Consider the following 18899-nt stretch of genomic DNA (forward strand, 5'->3'; position numbering starts at 1 on the left):
AATAAATTCATTAATTTTATTATGAATTTTAATACTTAAACAACATGAAAAAACTATTATTACTTTGTTTTATCTTCATTTTCTCAGGTAATTTTTACGCACAAGAAACAGCTACAAAAACTACTAAAGCCAAAGCTAAAACAGAAACGGCAAAACAAAAGAAGGCAGCTACTACTAAAGCTGATCCTAAAGAAAAGAAAGCTGCTACTACTAAAGCAGCAACAGACTCTAAAACAGCTGTAGAGAAAAAAGCAACTAAAGAAACTTCTGCAGCAACAAAAACTGTAAAGGATAAAGCTGCTGATACTAAAGCTAAAGCTGACAAAACAGGAGATGCTGCTACAAAAAAAGTAACAAAAGCTAAAGATGACACTAAAGCAGCTACAAAAACTGTAGACAAAGCTAAATCTGACACTAAAGCGACAACATCAAAAACACTTAAAGAAACCAACGAAAAAGCTCCAAAAGTTGCCGATAAAGTTACGGGAGAATATAATGGTAAAAAAGTATACACTGGTCCAAAAGGCGGAAAATACTACATTAATTCTAACGGAAATAAGACTTATATCCAACAATAAAAAGCTTTTTTTCAACAAACTTAAAAAGGTTAGACTTGTTATTTGTCTAACCTTTTTTATTTTTACTAAAATAATAACTTAATATTTTAGTAAACATTTACAAATAAGGAAAACACTTACTATTTGTACCTTTCGCAGGGTTAACTTAACATAACCCAATCTTATATGACTTTAGATTCAACCAATAAAACTATTCTAATTGCTCCATTAAATTGGGGTTTAGGTCACGCAACAAGATGCATCCCTATAATTAAGGCGCTACAGGAAAACAACTATATCCCAATAATTGCTTCGGATGGAATTGCTTTGGAATTATTAAAAAAAGAGTTTCCATATATCCAGACGCTAGAATTGCCTTCTTACCAAATAGAATACGCAAAAAACGGTAAAAACTTCAAGTGGAAATTAATCAAAAATTGTCCTAAAATGATTGAAGCTGTTTTGGACGAAAAAAAAATGGTAAAATCCTGGATAAAAAAATATGGTATTGATGGTATTATTTCAGATAATCGCCTAGGTGTTTACAGCAAGAAAGTACCTTCGGTTTTCATCACACATCAATTAAATGTAATGACTGGGAGTACTACTTGGTTTACAAGTAAATGCCATCAATATATTATAAAAAAATATACCGAATGTTGGGTTCCCGACATGAAAAAGAAGCCTAATCTAACTGGAGAATTAGGACATTTAAAAAGTAAAAAATTCAAACTAAAATACATAGGTCCTTTGAGTAGAATGCGCAAAAAAGAAACGCCTAAAGTATATGACCTAATGGTGATCTTATCCGGACCTGAACCTCAACGAGGCTACTTGGAAGAGAAGTTAAAAAAAGAAGTTGCCCGCTACAATGGCAAAGTTGTTTTTGTGAAAGGTATTGTCGAAAAAGATCAGAAAAAAGAACAGGTAGAAAATGTTACGTATTATAACTTTATGAATACACGACAGCTTGAACAAACTTTTAATGAAAGTGAACAAATCTTATGTCGTTCAGGATATACAACCGTTATGGACTTGGTAAAACTAGAAAAGAAAGCTTTCTTTATACCAACTCCCGGGCAATATGAACAAATATATCTAGCCAAAAAACTACAAGAAGAAGGCCTTGTTCCTTATGCGTTACAGGATGATTTTAAAATCGAAGATCTTGCAAAAATTCAAGAATATGATGGATTGCCTCAATATAAAGGAAAAATAAAATGGAGCTCATTATTTTCTGTTTTTGAAAAATAAAGAACTCCATTTGTATCAGTTTTTCTACACACATAGTTCTCATCTATTGTAAAATGCTAACTCTATCTCTTAAACCATATAAGTCATTTAAGAAAATATAAGTTTTAGATACCACCTTAAATGAACTTATATCACTTATATGGTGAGGTATTTTGCTTTATATAGATAGGGAAAAATCAAGTTGTATCGTTAATATTTTTAGCCCATATTATCTAGTTAAGAACTGAATATTTTTCATGTTTTAGAAATTAAATTGAGCTTGTATTCTCAACAAATTTCCTTGTTGCCGATTGTTAGGTAATGCGCTATCCTCGAACCTTCTGTCGGCAATAACATATTCTGCTGTTAATTCTAATGCTTTGATAGGTTGCCATTCTACACCAATTTCGTAGTCTCTTACAACATAACTTCTAGAATCTTTTTCGTATTTTTTTCCTCCATCATAATATTGAAATTTTGCAAAAGGATATAATAGTTGCTTACCTAAATCCCATTTATAGTTTAATAAAACGTAACCTCCATTTAAACTTGTTATATCAACACTATTAGTTTCTTTATTATAACGAGGTCCTTTACCAATATTATACTCTGTTTGAATCCCAAAAGGTCTCGGGTACAAAACAAAAGTTGCCCCTATTCTTTGATCTTTAACATATTGTTTATTTTCTATCGAAACTTCAGGTGAAATCTCGCTCGTGAATGCCCATTTTCCAGTATAAGCCTGAATTCCGGGTTCTATTATTTGGCTTCCTATTACAAAAGGATAGGTTACTCTCGCAACAACATTTAAATCTCTGTTAGCATCAAGTTTATTTGCAATTTGTCCGTTGTAAACTCCAAAAGCAAAAACACCATAATCTCCTGAGCCTTTATAACCATCTTTTACCAACATGGCAAAACGTTCTCTGATTTCGCTTGGTGCCCAATAAAAAAACACTCCTAAATCACGTTCATTTAATATAGCACTATTCATAGCATCGTTTCTATCCAAAGCAAGCCGAACAGAACTAGATTGCATATTTTCAAAACCATAAGGAATCTTACTTTGCCCTACACGAACACGATATTCTCTTTTTGAATCAAAAGAAACATCAAAATAAATATCTCTAATCTGAACGAAATTATTTATTCCAGTACTTGGAGAACTAGCAAAGTCTGGCTGAAAATAAAAATATACATTGGGATGAATTTGCCCTGAAAAAACTAATCGGGCACGTCTTATAAAAAGACCATTATTAGATTTTGCATCTGGCTCGGTCGAAGTAGTTCCCCAAGATCTATCACACTGTTCGCAGGAAACTTTATCATTGGTAGAAAACAAGCCATTATATCTTATTTGTGCATAACCTCGCAGAGAAATCTTATCGTACCAATGTTCATTGTTACTAACTCCAGATTTTGTCTCAACAAGTTTTACTTTATTTATAGAGTCTAAAATACGAATTACTTCTTTCTTTATTTCATCCTTATTTACATCTTGTGCATGGACAAAACCCGTCATTAAAGACAAAACCACAATTAAAATTTTTCTCATCTCTTTTTTTTAAACTCCTCGTTCAGCGTACAAAATTCACCTATCAAGGTTAACATAACGTTACCAAGATGTTATTATAATGAGAATTTAATATTAAGCGGTAATACAATTGTTTAAGTCAGTGTTAAAGCGTAAGAATTACATGAAAATTCTCTCCTTTATACTTACAATTATTTAACCTCGACACTAGTAGATTTATGAGCTTTTTCGAGTGTAAATGAGAACTCCGAACCAATACCAAATTCACTTTCCACATAAACTTTTTCTTTATGAGCTTCGATAATGTGTTTTACTATTGCAAGTCCTAAACCTGAGCCACCCTCAGATCGGGCTCCACTTTTATCAACTCTGTAAAAACGTTCAAAAAGTCTTGGTATATTTTGTTTCTCTACTCCTTCTCCATTATCACTAATACGAACAAGTACTTTTTTCTTTGTAAGATTTACCACTCCAACCTCTGTAGTTCCTCCTTGTTTACCATATTTAATGGAATTTACAATCAGGTTTTCCAGTATTTGCTGAATTCTGTCTTTATCACCTTTTACCAAAATAGGCTGAAGAAACTTCTTCTCGAAAGTTAATTTCACCTTCTTTTTATCGGCTTTCATTTCCAATAAATCAAAAACATTCTGGATAAGTTCGATAATATCAAAATCGGTGATTATCAAGTTTAAGTCACCTGTTTCCAATTTAGTTATCATATCTAAATCTTCAACTATGTAGATTAACCTTTCCACACCTTTTTCGGCACGTTTAAGATATTTTTTACGAATGGTTTTATCTTCCATCGCCCCATCCAATAATGTCGAGATATATCCCTGAACCGTAAATAATGGTGTTTTAAGCTCATGCGAAACATTCCCTAGAAATTCTCGACGGTATTCTTCACGAATTTCGAGCATTTCTATTTCTAGCTTCTTATCGGTAGCAAATTTTTTGACTTCACGCGAAAGCGTTTCCATGTCGGTAGTAATCGGCTGGTTTATGAGCGTACTGGATTCTAATAATGAAACATCATCGTATATTTTCTTTACTCTTCGGTAAATAAATCGTTCTACACGATATTGAATAACTACAAATGAGAATGCATATACTGATACAATAAACACCAGCCCAAATAATATTAGGTGTTCTGATTTATTTTTGAAAAATAACAAAATCAAAATCATTACAAATCCTGTAGCAAAGAGGCTTATATATAGCGCTGACTTAACAGCAAACTTATAGGTTTTTTTAAAACTTATTTTCATTTAATTCATGCATAGCTTGATACAAAGATAATTTTCATTTCTTTGCATTAAGCTGTTTGTTTTGGAATTCTTATTTAAACCTCAAACTTGTAACCTACTCCTTTGATTGTTTTAAACAAATCTTCTCCAATTTTTTCTCTCAATTTTCGAATGTGAACATCAATCGTTCTTCCTCCTACTACTACTTCATTACCCCAAACTTTATCAAGAATTTCATCACGTTTGAATACTTTTCCAGGTTTTGAAGCCAATAAATAAAATAATTCGAATTCTTTTCGGGGCAAAGCGATCTCAACGTTATCTTTCACGATTTTATATTCTTCGCGATTAATTTCGATTCCACCTACATTTAAAGTATCACTACTAACTTCTTGTTCTTTTAAACGTCTTAGCAATGCTTTTACTTTACTTACCAATAACTTTGGTTTTATTGGTTTGGTAATATAATCATCTGCACCAGCATCAAAACCAGCAACTTGAGAGTAATCCTCACTCCTTGCGGTTAAAAAGGTAATGATTACATTATTCAACTCAGGAATTTTCCGGATATGTTCACAAGCTTCCATACCATCCATTTCGGCCATCATCACATCCATTATTATAAGATCTGGTAATTCCTTTTGAGCCTTCGCAATTGCGTCTTTTCCGTTTGATGCTGTAATTATTTGATATCCTTCCTGAGATAGGTTATATCCAACAATTTCTAAAATATCCGGTTCATCATCTACTAGTAAAATCTTAGTTTGTGTTTTTTTCATAAAAAGCAAAAAAATTGGGTTATCTCACTGATACTTATACTATATAACATTCAATGATTCTCGTTGCGAGTGTAAAGATAATAATAAATCGACTGTTAAAAAGTAGTGTTAACCGTAATTTAATCTCATAACAATTTAATAATATAACAGAGACGGAAGGATAACCAGTAGCTAACATGAACTTTACAAAGCAGTCTTTTATTTGCACAAAAATAAACAACCAACAAAACGAAAATGAAATTCAACTTTAAATTTCTATTTATTACATTATTCATTTGTACCATTTCAATAGCACAAACCAAAGGTACAATTTCTGGAGTTTTAACCGACAAACAGATGAATAATGAAGCATTACCATTTGCGAATGTACTTATCAAAGGAACCAACAACAGTGCAAATACCGACATCGATGGTAAATATTCAATAAATATAGCTCCTGGTAGCTATACTGTAATTTATAGTTTCTTGGGGTATGAAACTGTAGAAGCACTTGTAATTGTTAAAGCAAACGAAACTATAACGATTAACAGAGCTTTGTCCTCAGGAAGTTATACTCTTAAAGATGTGGTTGTAAAAGCTTCATCTGTAAATAAAGAAAAAGAAACAGCTTTATTATTAGATCAAAAAAATGCTGTTGTTATTAAACAAAGCATTGGAGCTCAGGAAATGTCACGAAAAGGAGTTAGTGATGTAGAAGAGGGCTTAACAAAGATTACTGGAATTACCAAAGTAGACGGAAGGGGTCTATTCGTAAGAGGTTTAGAGGATCGTTACAACAGCCTTTTGCTTAATGATTTGGCTATTCCATCAAACAATCCATTTAAAAAAATCATTCCTTTGGATATTTTTCCAACCGATATTGTAAGTATTTTAGAAACATACAAAACTTTCAATCCTAATTTATACGGTGATTTTGCAGGAGCTACTTTTAATATCGTAACAACTGCTACTGGAAAAAGTCAAACGAAAATTAATTTTGGAGCTGGTTACACTATTAATAACAACCTGCAAAAGTTCCTTATTTCTCAAGATGCAACTTCAACATCTGATTTTTTCGGATTTTCAGGTAACGAAAGAGATTTACCATCTGCATTGACTAAAACTCCTAGTAACCAAACATTAACTGCAGACCAATCTGCAAACGGATTTGGTTCAGGATTTGATGTTAAAAGCAGTGTATCTCCTCTAAATACAAGTTTTGGAGTTCTTCATTCAGAAAAATTCAACGTAGGCAAAAAACAAAACGTATTTCAATATTTGATATCACTTAACTATGATAATAAATATCAAATTAGAAGCGGAGCCGATAGAATTTTTAATACGGCACAAGGAAATTATGACAATGATTTAACTACAACCCAGTATAAATTTATTACAAATTCATCTGCACTAGTTGGTTTAACTTATAAAACAAAAAGACTTTCTCTTACGTCAAACACGATCTATCTAAAATCGACTGAAAATTTAATACAAGATCAGGTAGGTTATACAAATTCTAATGCAGCTCAAACAAATGGTTTCATAAGAATGAATCAATTGCAAGAGTCTACTTTATTTAACACACAATTGTTTGGTAACTATAAAATAACTGAAGATGAAAGACACACTGTTAAAGCTGGTGTCTCATTCTCTACAACACAGTACGAACTTCCTGACAGAAAATCTTTCAAGGGTATTAAGATGGACGACAATACAACTTCAATATCCTATACTGGTAACAGTATAACCAGACAATATCTTGATTTTAAAGGTGACCAACATATCTCTGGTTTATTAGAATACGGTTGGAAATTTGGAAATGAAGACATAAGCAAATCAAACAAGCTTACAGCAGGATATAGCGGCTATATGAATAAAATGGGATCTGAATTTAGATTTCTAGTATCCCAAAATCTAGACTCAAATAGTGCTACTTTCCCAACCAATACTCCTGATGCTACTTTAAGAAACGAAATTTCAAACGGCAATTTCACTTACAGAGAAGGTACAAACTCAACTTACAAAGCAATGCTAGAAGAGTTTGTTAACGCTGGATACTTAGATTTAGCTTTAAAATTTTCTGAAAAATTTGAGTTAAATGTAGGCGCAAGAGTTGAACAAACTCATAGAGAAACAAAATACAAGTCAACAGGAAGTTTTGAAGATCCATATCAAATAATAACTACTGATAAAACAGATATTTTGCCATCTGTAAACACAAAATACATTGTAAATGAGAATTCAAACTTAAGATTTGCAGCCTCAAAAACAATTACGAGGCCTGTAATTATGGAGTCTTATCCTCTTGAGTTTGTAAACCCAGATGGTACTATAGAAAGAGGTAATGAATTTTTGACTAATAGTGCTAATTATAATTTTGATTTAAAATACGAATTGTTCCCAACTGCTAAGGAATTAATTTCTGCTACAATTTTTACTAAAATGATAGATAATCCTATCGAAAGATTATTTACAAACTCAGCAGGAAGTGGTGGACAAATTATAACATACGGTAATTCCAATAAAGCTTTACTATATGGTGCTGAATTTGAATTCTTATTTCAATTAGAAAGAATTTCAAAATCATTATCTAATTTCTCTTTAGGTGCTAATGCAGCATTAATGGATACGAAAGTAACGATTCAAAAAACTTTTGAAAATGGAGTTAACAATCCTGAAACTATTGCAGTTGATGATAATCCATCTCGAAAATTACAGGGAGCCTCTCCTTGGATCGTAAATGCTGATCTTAGATACGATTCTGAGTTTAGTGAAAAATGGAAAAGCTCGATGACTATGGTTTACAATGTATATAGCAAACGTATATATGCCGTAGGTACAAATGGACTAGATAATTATTATGAAATGCCATTTGGTAAACTTGATTTTATCTGGCAAAACAAAATTTCAGAGAAATTTGATATTAAACTTTCTGTAGATAACCTATTAAACCCGTCTTATAAAATACAAATGGGTGAGAATAGCAGAATTCCAATAACTGAAAGCGATTTAACTGTAAGAGAATACAAAAAAGGAGTTGGTTTCTCTATGAACATATCTTACACATTTTAAGAAACACTTAACAATTACCAAACACAAAGTTAAATAACGAGTGTTGATTTGATAACATTCTCTTAAATAGATTAAAAGAGACTCGAGTTAAATTTGTTGAAGATTAAAACAAAACAAAACACAAAACTTATGAAAAAATTAGTAATCTGCTTAGCAGTTTTAGGAAGTATCTTTACAGGATGTTCGAGTGACAACAATAATGGAGACACCCCTGCAAAAACACCAGTAACAGGAGAAATATCTTCGAATATTACAGCAAACAAAACTTATGCTTACGGTAACTATACATTAAAAGGGATGATAAAAGTTAGCAGTGGTGTAACACTTACTTTTGAGCCTGGCTGTACAATTACTTGCGATAAATCTACTGGAGAAAATGGTCTTATTGTATTAAATGGAGGAAAACTAATTGCTAACGGTACAGCAGACTCTCCAATCGTTTTTACTGAGAAATCAAAAATAGGAGGTTCTTGGGCTGGTATTATCATGTACGGAGATGCTCCAATTGTAAACTCAGCAACTGCTCCTGCTCCACAAACAGCAGTATCAGAAGATGGTTTAAACTTAACATACGGAGGTTCAAATGCAGCACACAATGGAGGTTCATTGAAATATGTAAGAGTTGAATATGCTGGACAAGTAATCACAACTAACAGTAAAGAAAATAACGGATTCTCATTCTACTCTGTTGGAACAGGAACTGTATTAGATCACTTAGTTTCATACAAAGGTAATGATGACGGTTTTGAATTTTACGGAGGAACAGTAAGTTTAACAAACGCAATTTCTTACGGTAATAGTGATGACTCTTTTGACTGGCAAGATGGATGGAGAGGTCAAGACAATACAAACTGGTATGCATACCAAGTAGGTGTTGCTAACTACGGTATAGAAGTAGAATCTAAAAGTGTTGACAATGCATTCTGGCCAAAAGTTACTAACATCACTCTTAGAAGAGCTGCTGGTACAACTACAGAAGCACAAAGCGAAATTCAGTTGGATGCTATCCAATTTAAAAAAGAAGGAAATGGTGATTACAGCAACATCGTAATTGATGGTTTTATTAGCCAAACTACTCCAACTCCTTACAACGGTGGTGCAATTCAAATATTAGACAAAGCTACATATGATCACCAAGTTGCTGCAGGAAAAATCAAATTAAACAACGTAAAAATCACTAATACTCCTATTACTTTCATTTCAGGAGTTCCTACTGCATTCACAGTAACTGCTGCTAGTTTTGTTCCGGCATCAAACTGGACAGTTAGTACTACTGCTACAGGAGCTACTTTAACTGGTGGTGCATGGGCTACAGTTGATGGCGTAAACTTATTAGCGAAGCTATAAGTTCTTCACCTATAAAATGTTAAAAACATCCTAAATTCTTAGGATGTTTTTTTTTTGGCGTAGTTTTTGAAAACTTTTTTGTATATTTACTATACGAAATTTAAGCGATGGCAAAAAACTACTTTTATATTACATTCTTATTGGCTTTTTTATTTACTCTAAGTGCTTCTGCACAAGATAGTAAACAACTGCCAAAAACACAAGACGCCACTGTTATAGAGGGCTTAAGTTTGTACCCAAACCCTGTGAGCAATGGTAAAGTGTATATTTCATCCAAAAATGATTTAGAAAAAGAAATAATTATTTTTGATATACTTGGAAAAAAAGTATTACAGACACAATTAAGTTCTAGAGAACTAAATGTTTCTACTCTTTCTCCTGGCGTTTATATTATAAAAATCAATGAAGAAAATGCAACAGCAACCAGAAAATTAATTGTCAGATAAATTTTCAGAATAAAATACAAACAAAGCTCCATAGTAATATTGGAGCTTTTTTCTTTTAAATAATTACCTTTGCAAAAAAAAGATCTTGATTACAACAACCGATATATTTACAATTTCCAGTCAAAAGCAATTTGAAAAAATGGCATTGAAAGTATTCCGCTTTCAGTACGAAAACAACGAAGTATATCGAACATTCTGTGATTATCTTAATACAGATCCACAAAAAGTAAAATCGCTGGAACAAATTCCGTTTCTGCCAATCCAGTTTTTCAAGAGTCATACAGTCGTTTCAAATTCTAATCCTGCGCAAGTGACTTTTACTAGTAGTGGTACGACAGGAATGATTACCAGTAAACATATTGTAACTGATGTTTCTTTATATGAAGAAAGCTATCGCAAAGGGTTTTCGCAATTTTATGGCAACATCGAAGACTATGCTGTATTAGCACTTCTACCATCTTATTTGGAACGTGACGGATCTTCATTAATCTATATGGTCGAAGATTTAATTAAATTATCAAATCATCCAGAAAGTGGGTTTTATTTACACAACCACGGAGAACTTACCCAGAAGCTAATCGAATTAGACCAATCGGGACAAAATACCATCTTAATCGGTGTAACATATGCTTTGCTAGATTTAATCGAAAAAAACTCGTTTAAATTGCAAAATACCATCATAATGGAAACTGGTGGTATGAAAGGAAAACGCAAAGAAATGATTCGTGAAGAATTACACAAACAACTCTGCGAAGGTTTTGGTGTAACGGCAATACATTCTGAATATGGTATGACCGAATTATTATCACAAGCTTATTCTCTAGGCGAAGGAATATTCGAATGCCCATCATGGATACAAATCCTTGTTCGCGATACCGAAGATGCTTTAACTTACGTAAAAGAAGGAAAAACTGGCGGTATAAATGTAATCGACCTAGCCAATATTAATTCTTGCTCCTTTATCGCTACGCAAGATTTGGGCAAAAAATATCCCAACAACTCTTTCGAGGTATTGGGACGTTTTGATAACTCGGATATTCGAGGTTGTAATTTAATGGTTTTATAGAAAAAAATCATTTTCTACATTTATTATGAAGTACTTTTTCTTTTTACCAAATTGTACTAAAATATACTTATCAAAAAATACATCGTTCAAAGTCAACAAAGTTTCAACTTGAATTTTCTCTTTATTAACAGATACTGCATTACTTGCAAGAGCTTTCCTAGCTTCCCCTCTAGAAGGGAAAATATTCGTTAAATCAGACAATCCTAGAACAGCGTCAATTCCATTTGCTAAATCTGATTTCTTGATGACCGGTTGATCAAATTCAGAGAATATGTCAATAAAGAATTCTTCTCCTTCTTCTTTTAAGCTCTCAATTGTGAAGTTTGAAAAAACAAATTCAGATTTTTTAATTGAATCTTCCAATGCCTCTTTTCCATGCACGAAAATCGTAATTTCTTCAGCTAATTTCTTTTGTAAAACTCTTAAATGCGGAGCCGCTTTATGCTCTTCGATCAAAGCATCAATATTTTTTTTATCTAAAAAAGTAAAGATTTTAATATATTTTTCAGCATCAACATCGGTGGTATTTACCCAAAACTGGTAAAATTTATATACTGAAGTTTTATCAGCATCCAGCCAAACATTTCCTCCCTCAGATTTTCCGAATTTAGAACCATCAGCTTTTGTAATTAAAGGTGTTGTTAAAGCAAAAGCTTTCGCATTTTCTCCTCCCATTCTACGAACCAATTCTGTACCTGTTGTAATATTACCCCATTGGTCAGACCCTCCCATTTGTAAAACACAATTATTGTTTTTATATAAATGATAAAAATCGTAACCTTGAATCAATTGATATGTAAATTCTGTAAAAGACATCCCTTCTCCTTCGCCTGCAAATCTCTTTTTAACAGAATCTTTCGCCATCATATAATTCACCGTGATACGCTTTCCAACTTCACGTGCAAAATCAATAAACGAGAATTCTTTCATCCAATCGTAGTTATTAACCATAACTGGAGCATTTGCATCAGTCGAGTTAAAGTCTAGAAAACGAGACAAAACGCTTTTGATTCCCGCAACGTTTTTAGCAAGGGTTTCTTCATTTAGCAAATTTCTTTCATCAGATTTTCCAGATGGATCACCAATCATTCCAGTTGCCCCTCCAACCAAAGCTATGGCTTTATGTCCAGTTCTATTTAAATGAACCAATAATATAATCTGAACCATACTACCAATATGTAGCGAATCTGCTGTTGGATCAAAACCTATATAAGCTGTTGTTACCTCTTTCAGTAATTGTTCTTCCGTTCCAGGCATACTGTCATGATATAACCCACGCCATTTTAATTCTTCAACTAGATTCTTCATTTTTAAAATAATTTGTGCAAATATAACGATTGTGAATTGAAAGCTAAAAAATGAATTGAAAAGCTTAATCATTATTTTCAGAATCTGTAATCCATTTTTAGAATCACATATCTAGGAAGTATCCTATATTCTGTTTTTGAAGTAACGATATCACTTATAAATGATTGTCGAAAAGTCTGAGTATTAAATAAATTCTTCGCAGAGAGAGAGAAAGACAACTTGTTATTATTAATAATATAGTTCGCATTTAAATCAAGAAAATAATATTTTGCATTTTCTTTATCTAAATTTCCAAAGTAATATCTCTCTGTCTGGATTTGTGCATTTAGCTTTTTGTTTATCACAAATAAAAAATCAAGAAAAGAAATATTGTCTGTATTTTTATTGATTACGGTAGTTCTAAATTCAGTCATAGTCCATTTAGAACCTAAATTGTAATTAAAAAAACCTTTAAAATTAGACTTTAATTCAGGTCCTAAAACAGTAGATTGAGAATGCACTTCTCTCAAACTACTATTATTTACAATATTTTTATAATTGGATGAAGAATAGTTTAGATCCAATTTTACTATTGATGAAATTGAACTAAATAGAAATCCTAAATAGGCATTGACATTCAACATCGACCGGTCTTTGATTATAATTTTTTCGATTTGAGAATAATTAGGTTGGACAACAGAATTTGTAGAATAAAAATCATGATTTTGATAATAATTGACATTAGTATTTAAAGAGAATCTACTATCCCAATCACCTAATTTATAACTAAAAAACAAAGAATTAGACTGAAGTTGATTTATTTCTCCTGTTCCTTTTTCAAAACTTCTATAACTTGTTAATACAAAACCATCGTATACATCAAGAATTTTCGCACTTGTGGTATTATATGAATATGAGGTGCTAATTCTATTCTTCTTATTAATCTCCCAAACTAAAAATATAGATGGATTCACAAAAAACGGATTTTCATGTTGCTCTTTATTACTTGTTTCAAGACTTGTAATCAATTGATGAAACTCTAAATTACCTCCTATCCCAAACTTTCCCTTAACATAATTGTATTTTGATTTAAAATAAGCATCCGCAGCAGTATATTTAACATCATTACTATATTTTTCGGGAGCATTCCTAATAACATCACTCTCATAAAACTGTAATTTAGAGCCAAATACATCATACCTGTTTTTATACCCCACCTTTACTTCAAGCAAATTCTTACTTTCTTTTTTATCTAACAATTGACTTTCAAAACCAATAAATCGCATCCTGTTTTCACTCAGTTGCATAACATCATTTGCTGTTATACCTATTGGCAATAAATCCTGAAATAAAAAAACGTTATTATAATAGTGTTGTGGTGTTTTTTCGTTAATAAATCTGCCTGAAAAAATTAAAACTTTGTTGTCTTTGAATCGGTTTGTATAAACTACTTTTTGATCAAGTAATTGATTATTTTCATGAAGTTTTTCGTTTGTATGCTCATTGTTAAAAATCAAATTTGTTTTAGTATTATCCTCTTCATAATTAAACTTACCAACATATTCAAACATTTGATTTTTTGAAATATCATAATTAAAATCAATCTTACCAAAACCAATAGTTTTCTTTTTATTTAAAATATAGTTTTCAAAATTTGTAAAAGATATGCCTCCTGCATTATAAGCATCGATTCCTTTTCGATAGAAATCATTACCATCAGAATTAAAAAATCCCATTACTTTCAATTTAACCTTTGAAGAAAGTGTGATAATAGAATTTAAAGAAACTAATTCAGCATTATTAAAATTGGTTCTTTCCTCCTTTAAATTTGGCTTAAAACCATTTAAGTTAAGTAATTTACCCGCATTTTGATCATCACCAATATTACTTATATCATCTGTACTACTTGGCCTAATAATATAATCAACATCTCCTACAGCATCAACCCCTACATTATTAAGGTTTCCTATTCCGTAGTATTTAACCTTTTGCTTAAATGACATTAAATTAGTCCTGACATCATAACGATTTTCAGATGCTACCCCATAGCCTAAACTCATATTACCAAACCATTGCGTTTTAATATTTTTTTTTAAGGTAAGATTCAAAGCTACTTTGTCACTGTTTTCGATTCCTTTTAGCAAACGATTGTTAGAATATCGCTTATAAACCTCGACCTTATCTATGACTGATGCATTGAGATTTTTAGTCAATAACTTATATCCGTGCTCAAAAAAATCATCTCCTTCTACCATGACTTTTTCCACTTCTTTATTACCAACTTTTATAGTCCCGTTTTTACTAACAATAAGCCCGGGTATTCTCCTCAATAAATCTTCTACAACTATCTCATTTCCCTTTGCAAAAGCTTTTCCATCAAATATTATAGTATCTTTCTTAAAAATTACAGGTTTTTCAGTTTTAATAATAACTTCATTAAGAGTTGTAACATCATCTTCTAAAACTGCATTTTGTATATATTTTTTAGCTGTTTCGATGACTATTGAAGCAGTATTAATCTTATAAGACATAGCCGTGAAACTAATTTCAAAATTTCCTGTCTCAGATAATTCTAAAATATATTTCCCTTCAATATCCGTACGTGTAAAAACTATAATTGATTGATTTTCTTGCAACTTTACAAATACATTAGCAAAAGAAATTGGATTTCCTTTTTTGTCTAAAACAGCACCTGATATTATAGATTGAGCCTGTAAAAAACCAGGCAACATAAAAAATATAAAGAGTAAAACCGGAGTGTGATAAATCTTCAAAAAAAGCTACTGTATTAATTATTGACAAACCCAAATATTATGATCAAAAAAACTGGAAATTTTAATCTCCCAGATATCATATCCTATTTTTCTCTATTAACTTCCCAATCATATATCAACTCAACACCCGTTCTTACATCATTACCTGAATCCATAGTTGCACCTCTAGGCATCGCTTTCATAATACGAGCAAACATTAATTGCTTCTGCTTTTCAATTTCTTCTACAAAACCAATCAAACTAGTTTCTTTTAAATTCTGTTTCTCAAAAACTTCTAGATCAAATTGCTCTTTAGACGGATATATTATTTTAGTTGCAGTCCAATGGTAATTATTTTCTGTATCATATAATTCCAAAATTAAACCTGGCAATCCATAAAACTTCCAAGGTCCAAAAGATAAAGGTATATAAGGTGTATACCATGCGGTATAACTACGCCCTCTAAAATTTAACATAGCTTTATTACAAATAAACATATCTATTTTTTTTGTATCAGTATCTTTTGAAAGCTTCCAATTCATTACTGGCAGCACCTCATTAATTTTGTAATTAACACCTTTTATATTATCAATGGAGATAATTGTTTTTTTTGTCAAATCAACTAATTCATAAGTATCTAATTCTTTTTCATAAACCGCTATTGAGTTTGTATTTTCATCAATTTTAACTCCCGAACGAGAATTATTAGCCAATGTTTTTGAAACTGATTTACTTTTAGAACATTTTGTTGTGACAATTTTTTGCTGGTAACCATCACTCGATATTTGCAAACTATACTCGATCAAGGCAACTTTTTCATCGCGTATTTGAGCAATACTTATTGTTGAAATAAATAAAATTAATATTAAAATTTTCTTTTCCATCTAACCATTGTTATTAAAAACACAATTTAAAATTGCTTCTAAATTGTGTTTTTCATTTAATTTATCAATAAAACCCCATCTCTCCTTCGTCTACAGGAAAAAACGGCAAAAGCCCTCCATCAATAGGGGAATCATATCCTATTATTATCTCTTCAGGAGTTACTATAGCTGGCAAAAGTTCTTCGTCATTGAGAGGAGCATACATTACTGGCTGCATAAGAACAGCTATTAATTCATCCTTCATTTGATTACAACCACTTTGACTATTTACATTTGGAAAACTCCACGTATTAGAATAACTCCCATGACTATCATGCCAAGCAATATACACTGAGCATCCATAAATCACAGCAAAACCATTTTCAAAATATTCAGTTTTTACTAAATTATACTTTTCAAAATTGACTGATGCAGAAAACTCTTTTGCAGAAACTCCAGAAGCAAACAACATAAAACACAATCCCAATACTAATCTTTTCATGTTTAATTTTTTTTTAAAATTGATAGTTATCACCCTATATCATCTTTTTAAATTCAAAAGCGCTTTTTAATTTAAAAAGATGAATAATTATTTCCCATCAAAAAACAACAATTTATTTATCTTAGAAAATGGCAGAAACACATTTTAAATGTGAATTTAACATGTAATTCTTGTGCATTTATCCTCCGTAAAATGTTAAAAAATAAATTTAACGAGTATATTTTCAAAAAAATGTCCTCTATAGCTATACTTACTAGTTATTAACTAATTACGCCAATAATTAAAAACCATGAAATTATATCAAAAAGTAAAAGCAATCAGAGAGTACAAAAGGCTTTCACAAAATTATATTGCTCACGAACTAGGACTAGATCAGTCACAATATAGTAGGAGAGAAAAAGGAGAAATACAATTCATACCCGAAGAGATCATTAAATTAACACATCTATTAGATACCAACGTTTCAAATTTATTTGGTGAACAAGAAAAGTCACAGCCAACAGAAGTACGAACTACGACGAATATTGTCTTAATTTCAGATAAACTAATTGAACAATATGAATTCCGTTTAAAAGAAAAAGATGAACTTATTAATACATTACACAAAAAAATAAAAACTATAAAAGCTTAGTAATTCACATCTTGACAGCAAAAAACTTCACAACTTTATCCCTTTGTCCCTTTGCCTCTTCAATCAAAAAGTTATCTTTACAAAATGGTTTTAATAACAGGAGGAACAGGTTTAGTCGGAGCACATTTATTACTTCATTTAATAGAAAATGGAGATAACGTTCGGGCAATTTACCGAAACGCCGAAAAAATAGAACGAACAAAATCAGTTTTTGATTTATACAAAAAATCCCATTTATTTGAATCTATACAATGGATAGAAGCCGATATCCTGGATGTTCCATCACTAGAAGTTGCTTTTATCGATATCGAATATGTATATCACTGTGCCGCTTTAATCTCTTTTGATCCAAAAGATGAAGATTTAGTTCGAAAAACCAATATCGAAGGCACAGCAAACATTGTGAATTTTTGCATAGCCAAACAAATAAAAAAATTATGCTTCGTAAGTTCAATTGCGGCACTTGGTGATCTTGCTGCTCATGAAACTATTATAACTGAAGAAACGGAATGGAATCCCGAAAAACCACATAGCGATTACGCAATTTCTAAATATGGTGCCGAAATGGAAGTTTGGCGCGGTATACAAGAAGGATTAAATATTGTTATCATAAATCCCGGGGTTATTTTAGGCCCTATTCCTAAATCTAAAAATACAGAACAAGGAAGCGCAGAGCTTTATACAAAAGTAGCCAACGGACTTCCGTTCTATACTCTGGGAAGTACTGGATTTGTTACTGTAGATGACGTAGTGCGAATTGCTGCAACATTAATAAAAAGCGAAATAAAAAACGAGCGTTTCACCTTAATTTCAGAAAATGTCGTTTTCCGTGATATTCTAAACACTATTGCCGATGCATTAAAAGTAAAAAGACCTTCTAAACATGCAAGTCCATTACTAATGAAAATTGTATGGCGTATCGATTGGTTCCTGGCAACTTTTTTCCTGAAGAAAAGACAGATTACAAAAGCGACCGCAAAATCATCTTATACAAAAGATCTATATTCGAATGAAAAAATAAAAACCGCTTTAAATATTGATTTCAGGAATATCCATCAATACATTAAAGAGGTTTCTACCTTATAAAAACTTATTGTTTTAACTTTTGTGTTCTTTTAAGCAAATCAGAATTCGTTTTTTTCAAATCTTTATTTACCTTAATCGAATCCTTTTTTATCTTAATTGAGTCCTTTTTAGTGGATTTAGCCTTTTTTTCAAGCGCTTTTTTCTCCAGCGCCTTTTTCTTATTCTCAATTTTGACAATCGAATCTATCTTCTTCTTATTTTTCTCTAAGCGCACGCTAATCTGATCAAACATGTCTTTATAATCATTGTAATTTGCTGCGTAATACATATTACTCTTAACAAACTGCACGCTATCCACTTTATACTTTTTGAGTACAAATCTGGTCGGATTAGTATCGCATGAATCTAACGATAATGGATTTTGATACTTAATAGCTTCCAATAAAGACAGATCATATATAATATCCATCATCTTATCTCTATCAACAAGTCGTTCTGGTTTTTTGACCAATTCTTTCTTACATCCGACTGCAAGAATTAACACCGAAACAATCATGATTATTTTTCTCATATC

16 protein-coding genes are annotated in these 18899 nt (G+C 31.5%); 8 read left to right on the forward strand and 8 right to left on the reverse strand.

Annotation, left to right across the window (positions count from 1 at the left end; all coding sequences use genetic code 11):
• Nucleotides 1-44 precede the first annotated feature (44 nt).
• The gene (locus tag OIU83_RS16545; protein ID WP_264207372.1) at nt 45-578 is read left to right on the forward strand and encodes a hypothetical protein; all 534 of its coding nucleotides are present in this window, start codon (nt 45-47) and stop codon (nt 576-578) included.
• Between the two features lie 165 nt (nt 579-743).
• A complete protein-coding gene (locus OIU83_RS16550) occupies nt 744-1811 on the forward strand; it encodes a glycosyltransferase (protein WP_264207373.1) in 1068 nt (355 codons plus the stop codon).
• A 241-nt stretch (nt 1812-2052) separates the two neighbouring features.
• Here OIU83_RS16550 and OIU83_RS16555 read toward each other — a convergent pair whose 3' ends face one another.
• The 3 genes from OIU83_RS16555 to OIU83_RS16565 form a co-directional block, all read right to left on the reverse strand.
• Entirely contained in the window at nt 2053-3345 is a 1293-nt protein-coding gene (locus OIU83_RS16555) for an OprO/OprP family phosphate-selective porin (RefSeq protein WP_264207374.1), read from the reverse strand.
• A gap of 170 nt (nt 3346-3515) precedes the next feature.
• A complete protein-coding gene (locus OIU83_RS16560; RefSeq protein WP_264207375.1) occupies nt 3516-4595 on the reverse strand; it encodes a sensor histidine kinase in 1080 nt (359 codons plus the stop codon).
• 74 nt (nt 4596-4669) lie between these two features.
• Nucleotides 4670-5353: a response regulator transcription factor gene (locus OIU83_RS16565; protein WP_264207376.1), complete on the reverse strand. Its 684-nt coding sequence runs from the start codon at nt 5351-5353 to the stop codon at nt 4670-4672.
• Nucleotides 5354-5587: 234 nt separating this feature from the next.
• Between OIU83_RS16565 and OIU83_RS16570 the strand changes: the two genes are divergently transcribed.
• The 4 genes from OIU83_RS16570 (at nt 5588) to OIU83_RS16585 (ending at nt 11263) form a co-directional block, all read left to right on the forward strand.
• Nucleotides 5588-8404: a TonB-dependent receptor gene (locus OIU83_RS16570; RefSeq protein WP_264207377.1), complete on the forward strand. Its 2817-nt coding sequence runs from the start codon at nt 5588-5590 to the stop codon at nt 8402-8404.
• A 129-nt stretch (nt 8405-8533) separates the two neighbouring features.
• Nucleotides 8534-9751, forward strand: a complete 1218-nt coding sequence (locus OIU83_RS16575; RefSeq protein WP_264207378.1) for a hypothetical protein — start codon at nt 8534-8536, stop codon at nt 9749-9751.
• A 107-nt stretch (nt 9752-9858) separates the two neighbouring features.
• Entirely contained in the window at nt 9859-10197 is a 339-nt protein-coding gene (locus OIU83_RS16580; protein WP_264207379.1) for a T9SS type A sorting domain-containing protein, read from the forward strand.
• 85 nt (nt 10198-10282) lie between these two features.
• On the forward strand, nt 10283-11263 hold the full coding sequence (locus OIU83_RS16585) for a LuxE/PaaK family acyltransferase (RefSeq protein WP_264207380.1): 981 nt from the start codon (nt 10283-10285) through the stop codon (nt 11261-11263).
• Here the strand turns inward: OIU83_RS16585 and tyrS are convergent.
• From tyrS to OIU83_RS16605, 4 genes are all read right to left on the reverse strand, one after another.
• Nucleotides 11258-12571 (reverse strand): tyrosine--tRNA ligase, encoded by a 1314-nt coding sequence (gene tyrS / locus OIU83_RS16590; protein ID WP_264207381.1) that lies wholly within the window; start codon nt 12569-12571, stop codon nt 11258-11260. The two genes, OIU83_RS16585 and tyrS, sit on opposite strands and share 6 nt — an antisense overlap.
• A 77-nt stretch (nt 12572-12648) precedes the next feature.
• Nucleotides 12649-15324, reverse strand: a complete 2676-nt coding sequence (locus tag OIU83_RS16595) for a carboxypeptidase-like regulatory domain-containing protein (RefSeq protein WP_264207382.1) — start codon at nt 15322-15324, stop codon at nt 12649-12651.
• An 83-nt stretch (nt 15325-15407) separates the two neighbouring features.
• The gene (locus tag OIU83_RS16600) at nt 15408-16187 is read right to left on the reverse strand and encodes a GLPGLI family protein (protein WP_264207383.1); all 780 of its coding nucleotides are present in this window, start codon (nt 16185-16187) and stop codon (nt 15408-15410) included.
• Between the two features lie 64 nt (nt 16188-16251).
• Nucleotides 16252-16668 (reverse strand): hypothetical protein, encoded by a 417-nt coding sequence (locus OIU83_RS16605; protein ID WP_264207384.1) that lies wholly within the window; start codon nt 16666-16668, stop codon nt 16252-16254.
• A 289-nt stretch (nt 16669-16957) separates the two neighbouring features.
• On the opposite strand from OIU83_RS16605, the gene OIU83_RS16610 reads away from it, so the two are divergent.
• Both OIU83_RS16610 and OIU83_RS16615 read left to right on the forward strand, forming a co-directional pair.
• The gene (locus tag OIU83_RS16610) at nt 16958-17299 is read left to right on the forward strand and encodes a helix-turn-helix domain-containing protein (RefSeq protein ID WP_264207385.1); all 342 of its coding nucleotides are present in this window, start codon (nt 16958-16960) and stop codon (nt 17297-17299) included.
• An 84-nt stretch (nt 17300-17383) separates the two neighbouring features.
• A complete protein-coding gene (locus OIU83_RS16615; RefSeq protein WP_264207386.1) occupies nt 17384-18385 on the forward strand; it encodes an NAD-dependent epimerase/dehydratase family protein in 1002 nt (333 codons plus the stop codon).
• Nucleotides 18386-18389: 4 nt separating this feature from the next.
• Here OIU83_RS16615 and OIU83_RS16620 read toward each other — a convergent pair whose 3' ends face one another.
• Nucleotides 18390-18896: a DUF4296 domain-containing protein gene (locus tag OIU83_RS16620; RefSeq protein ID WP_264207387.1), complete on the reverse strand. Its 507-nt coding sequence runs from the start codon at nt 18894-18896 to the stop codon at nt 18390-18392.
• Nucleotides 18897-18899 lie beyond the last annotated feature (3 nt).

Source organism: Flavobacterium shii (genome assembly GCF_025847235.1).
Classification (GTDB): domain Bacteria; phylum Bacteroidota; class Bacteroidia; order Flavobacteriales; family Flavobacteriaceae; genus Flavobacterium; species Flavobacterium shii.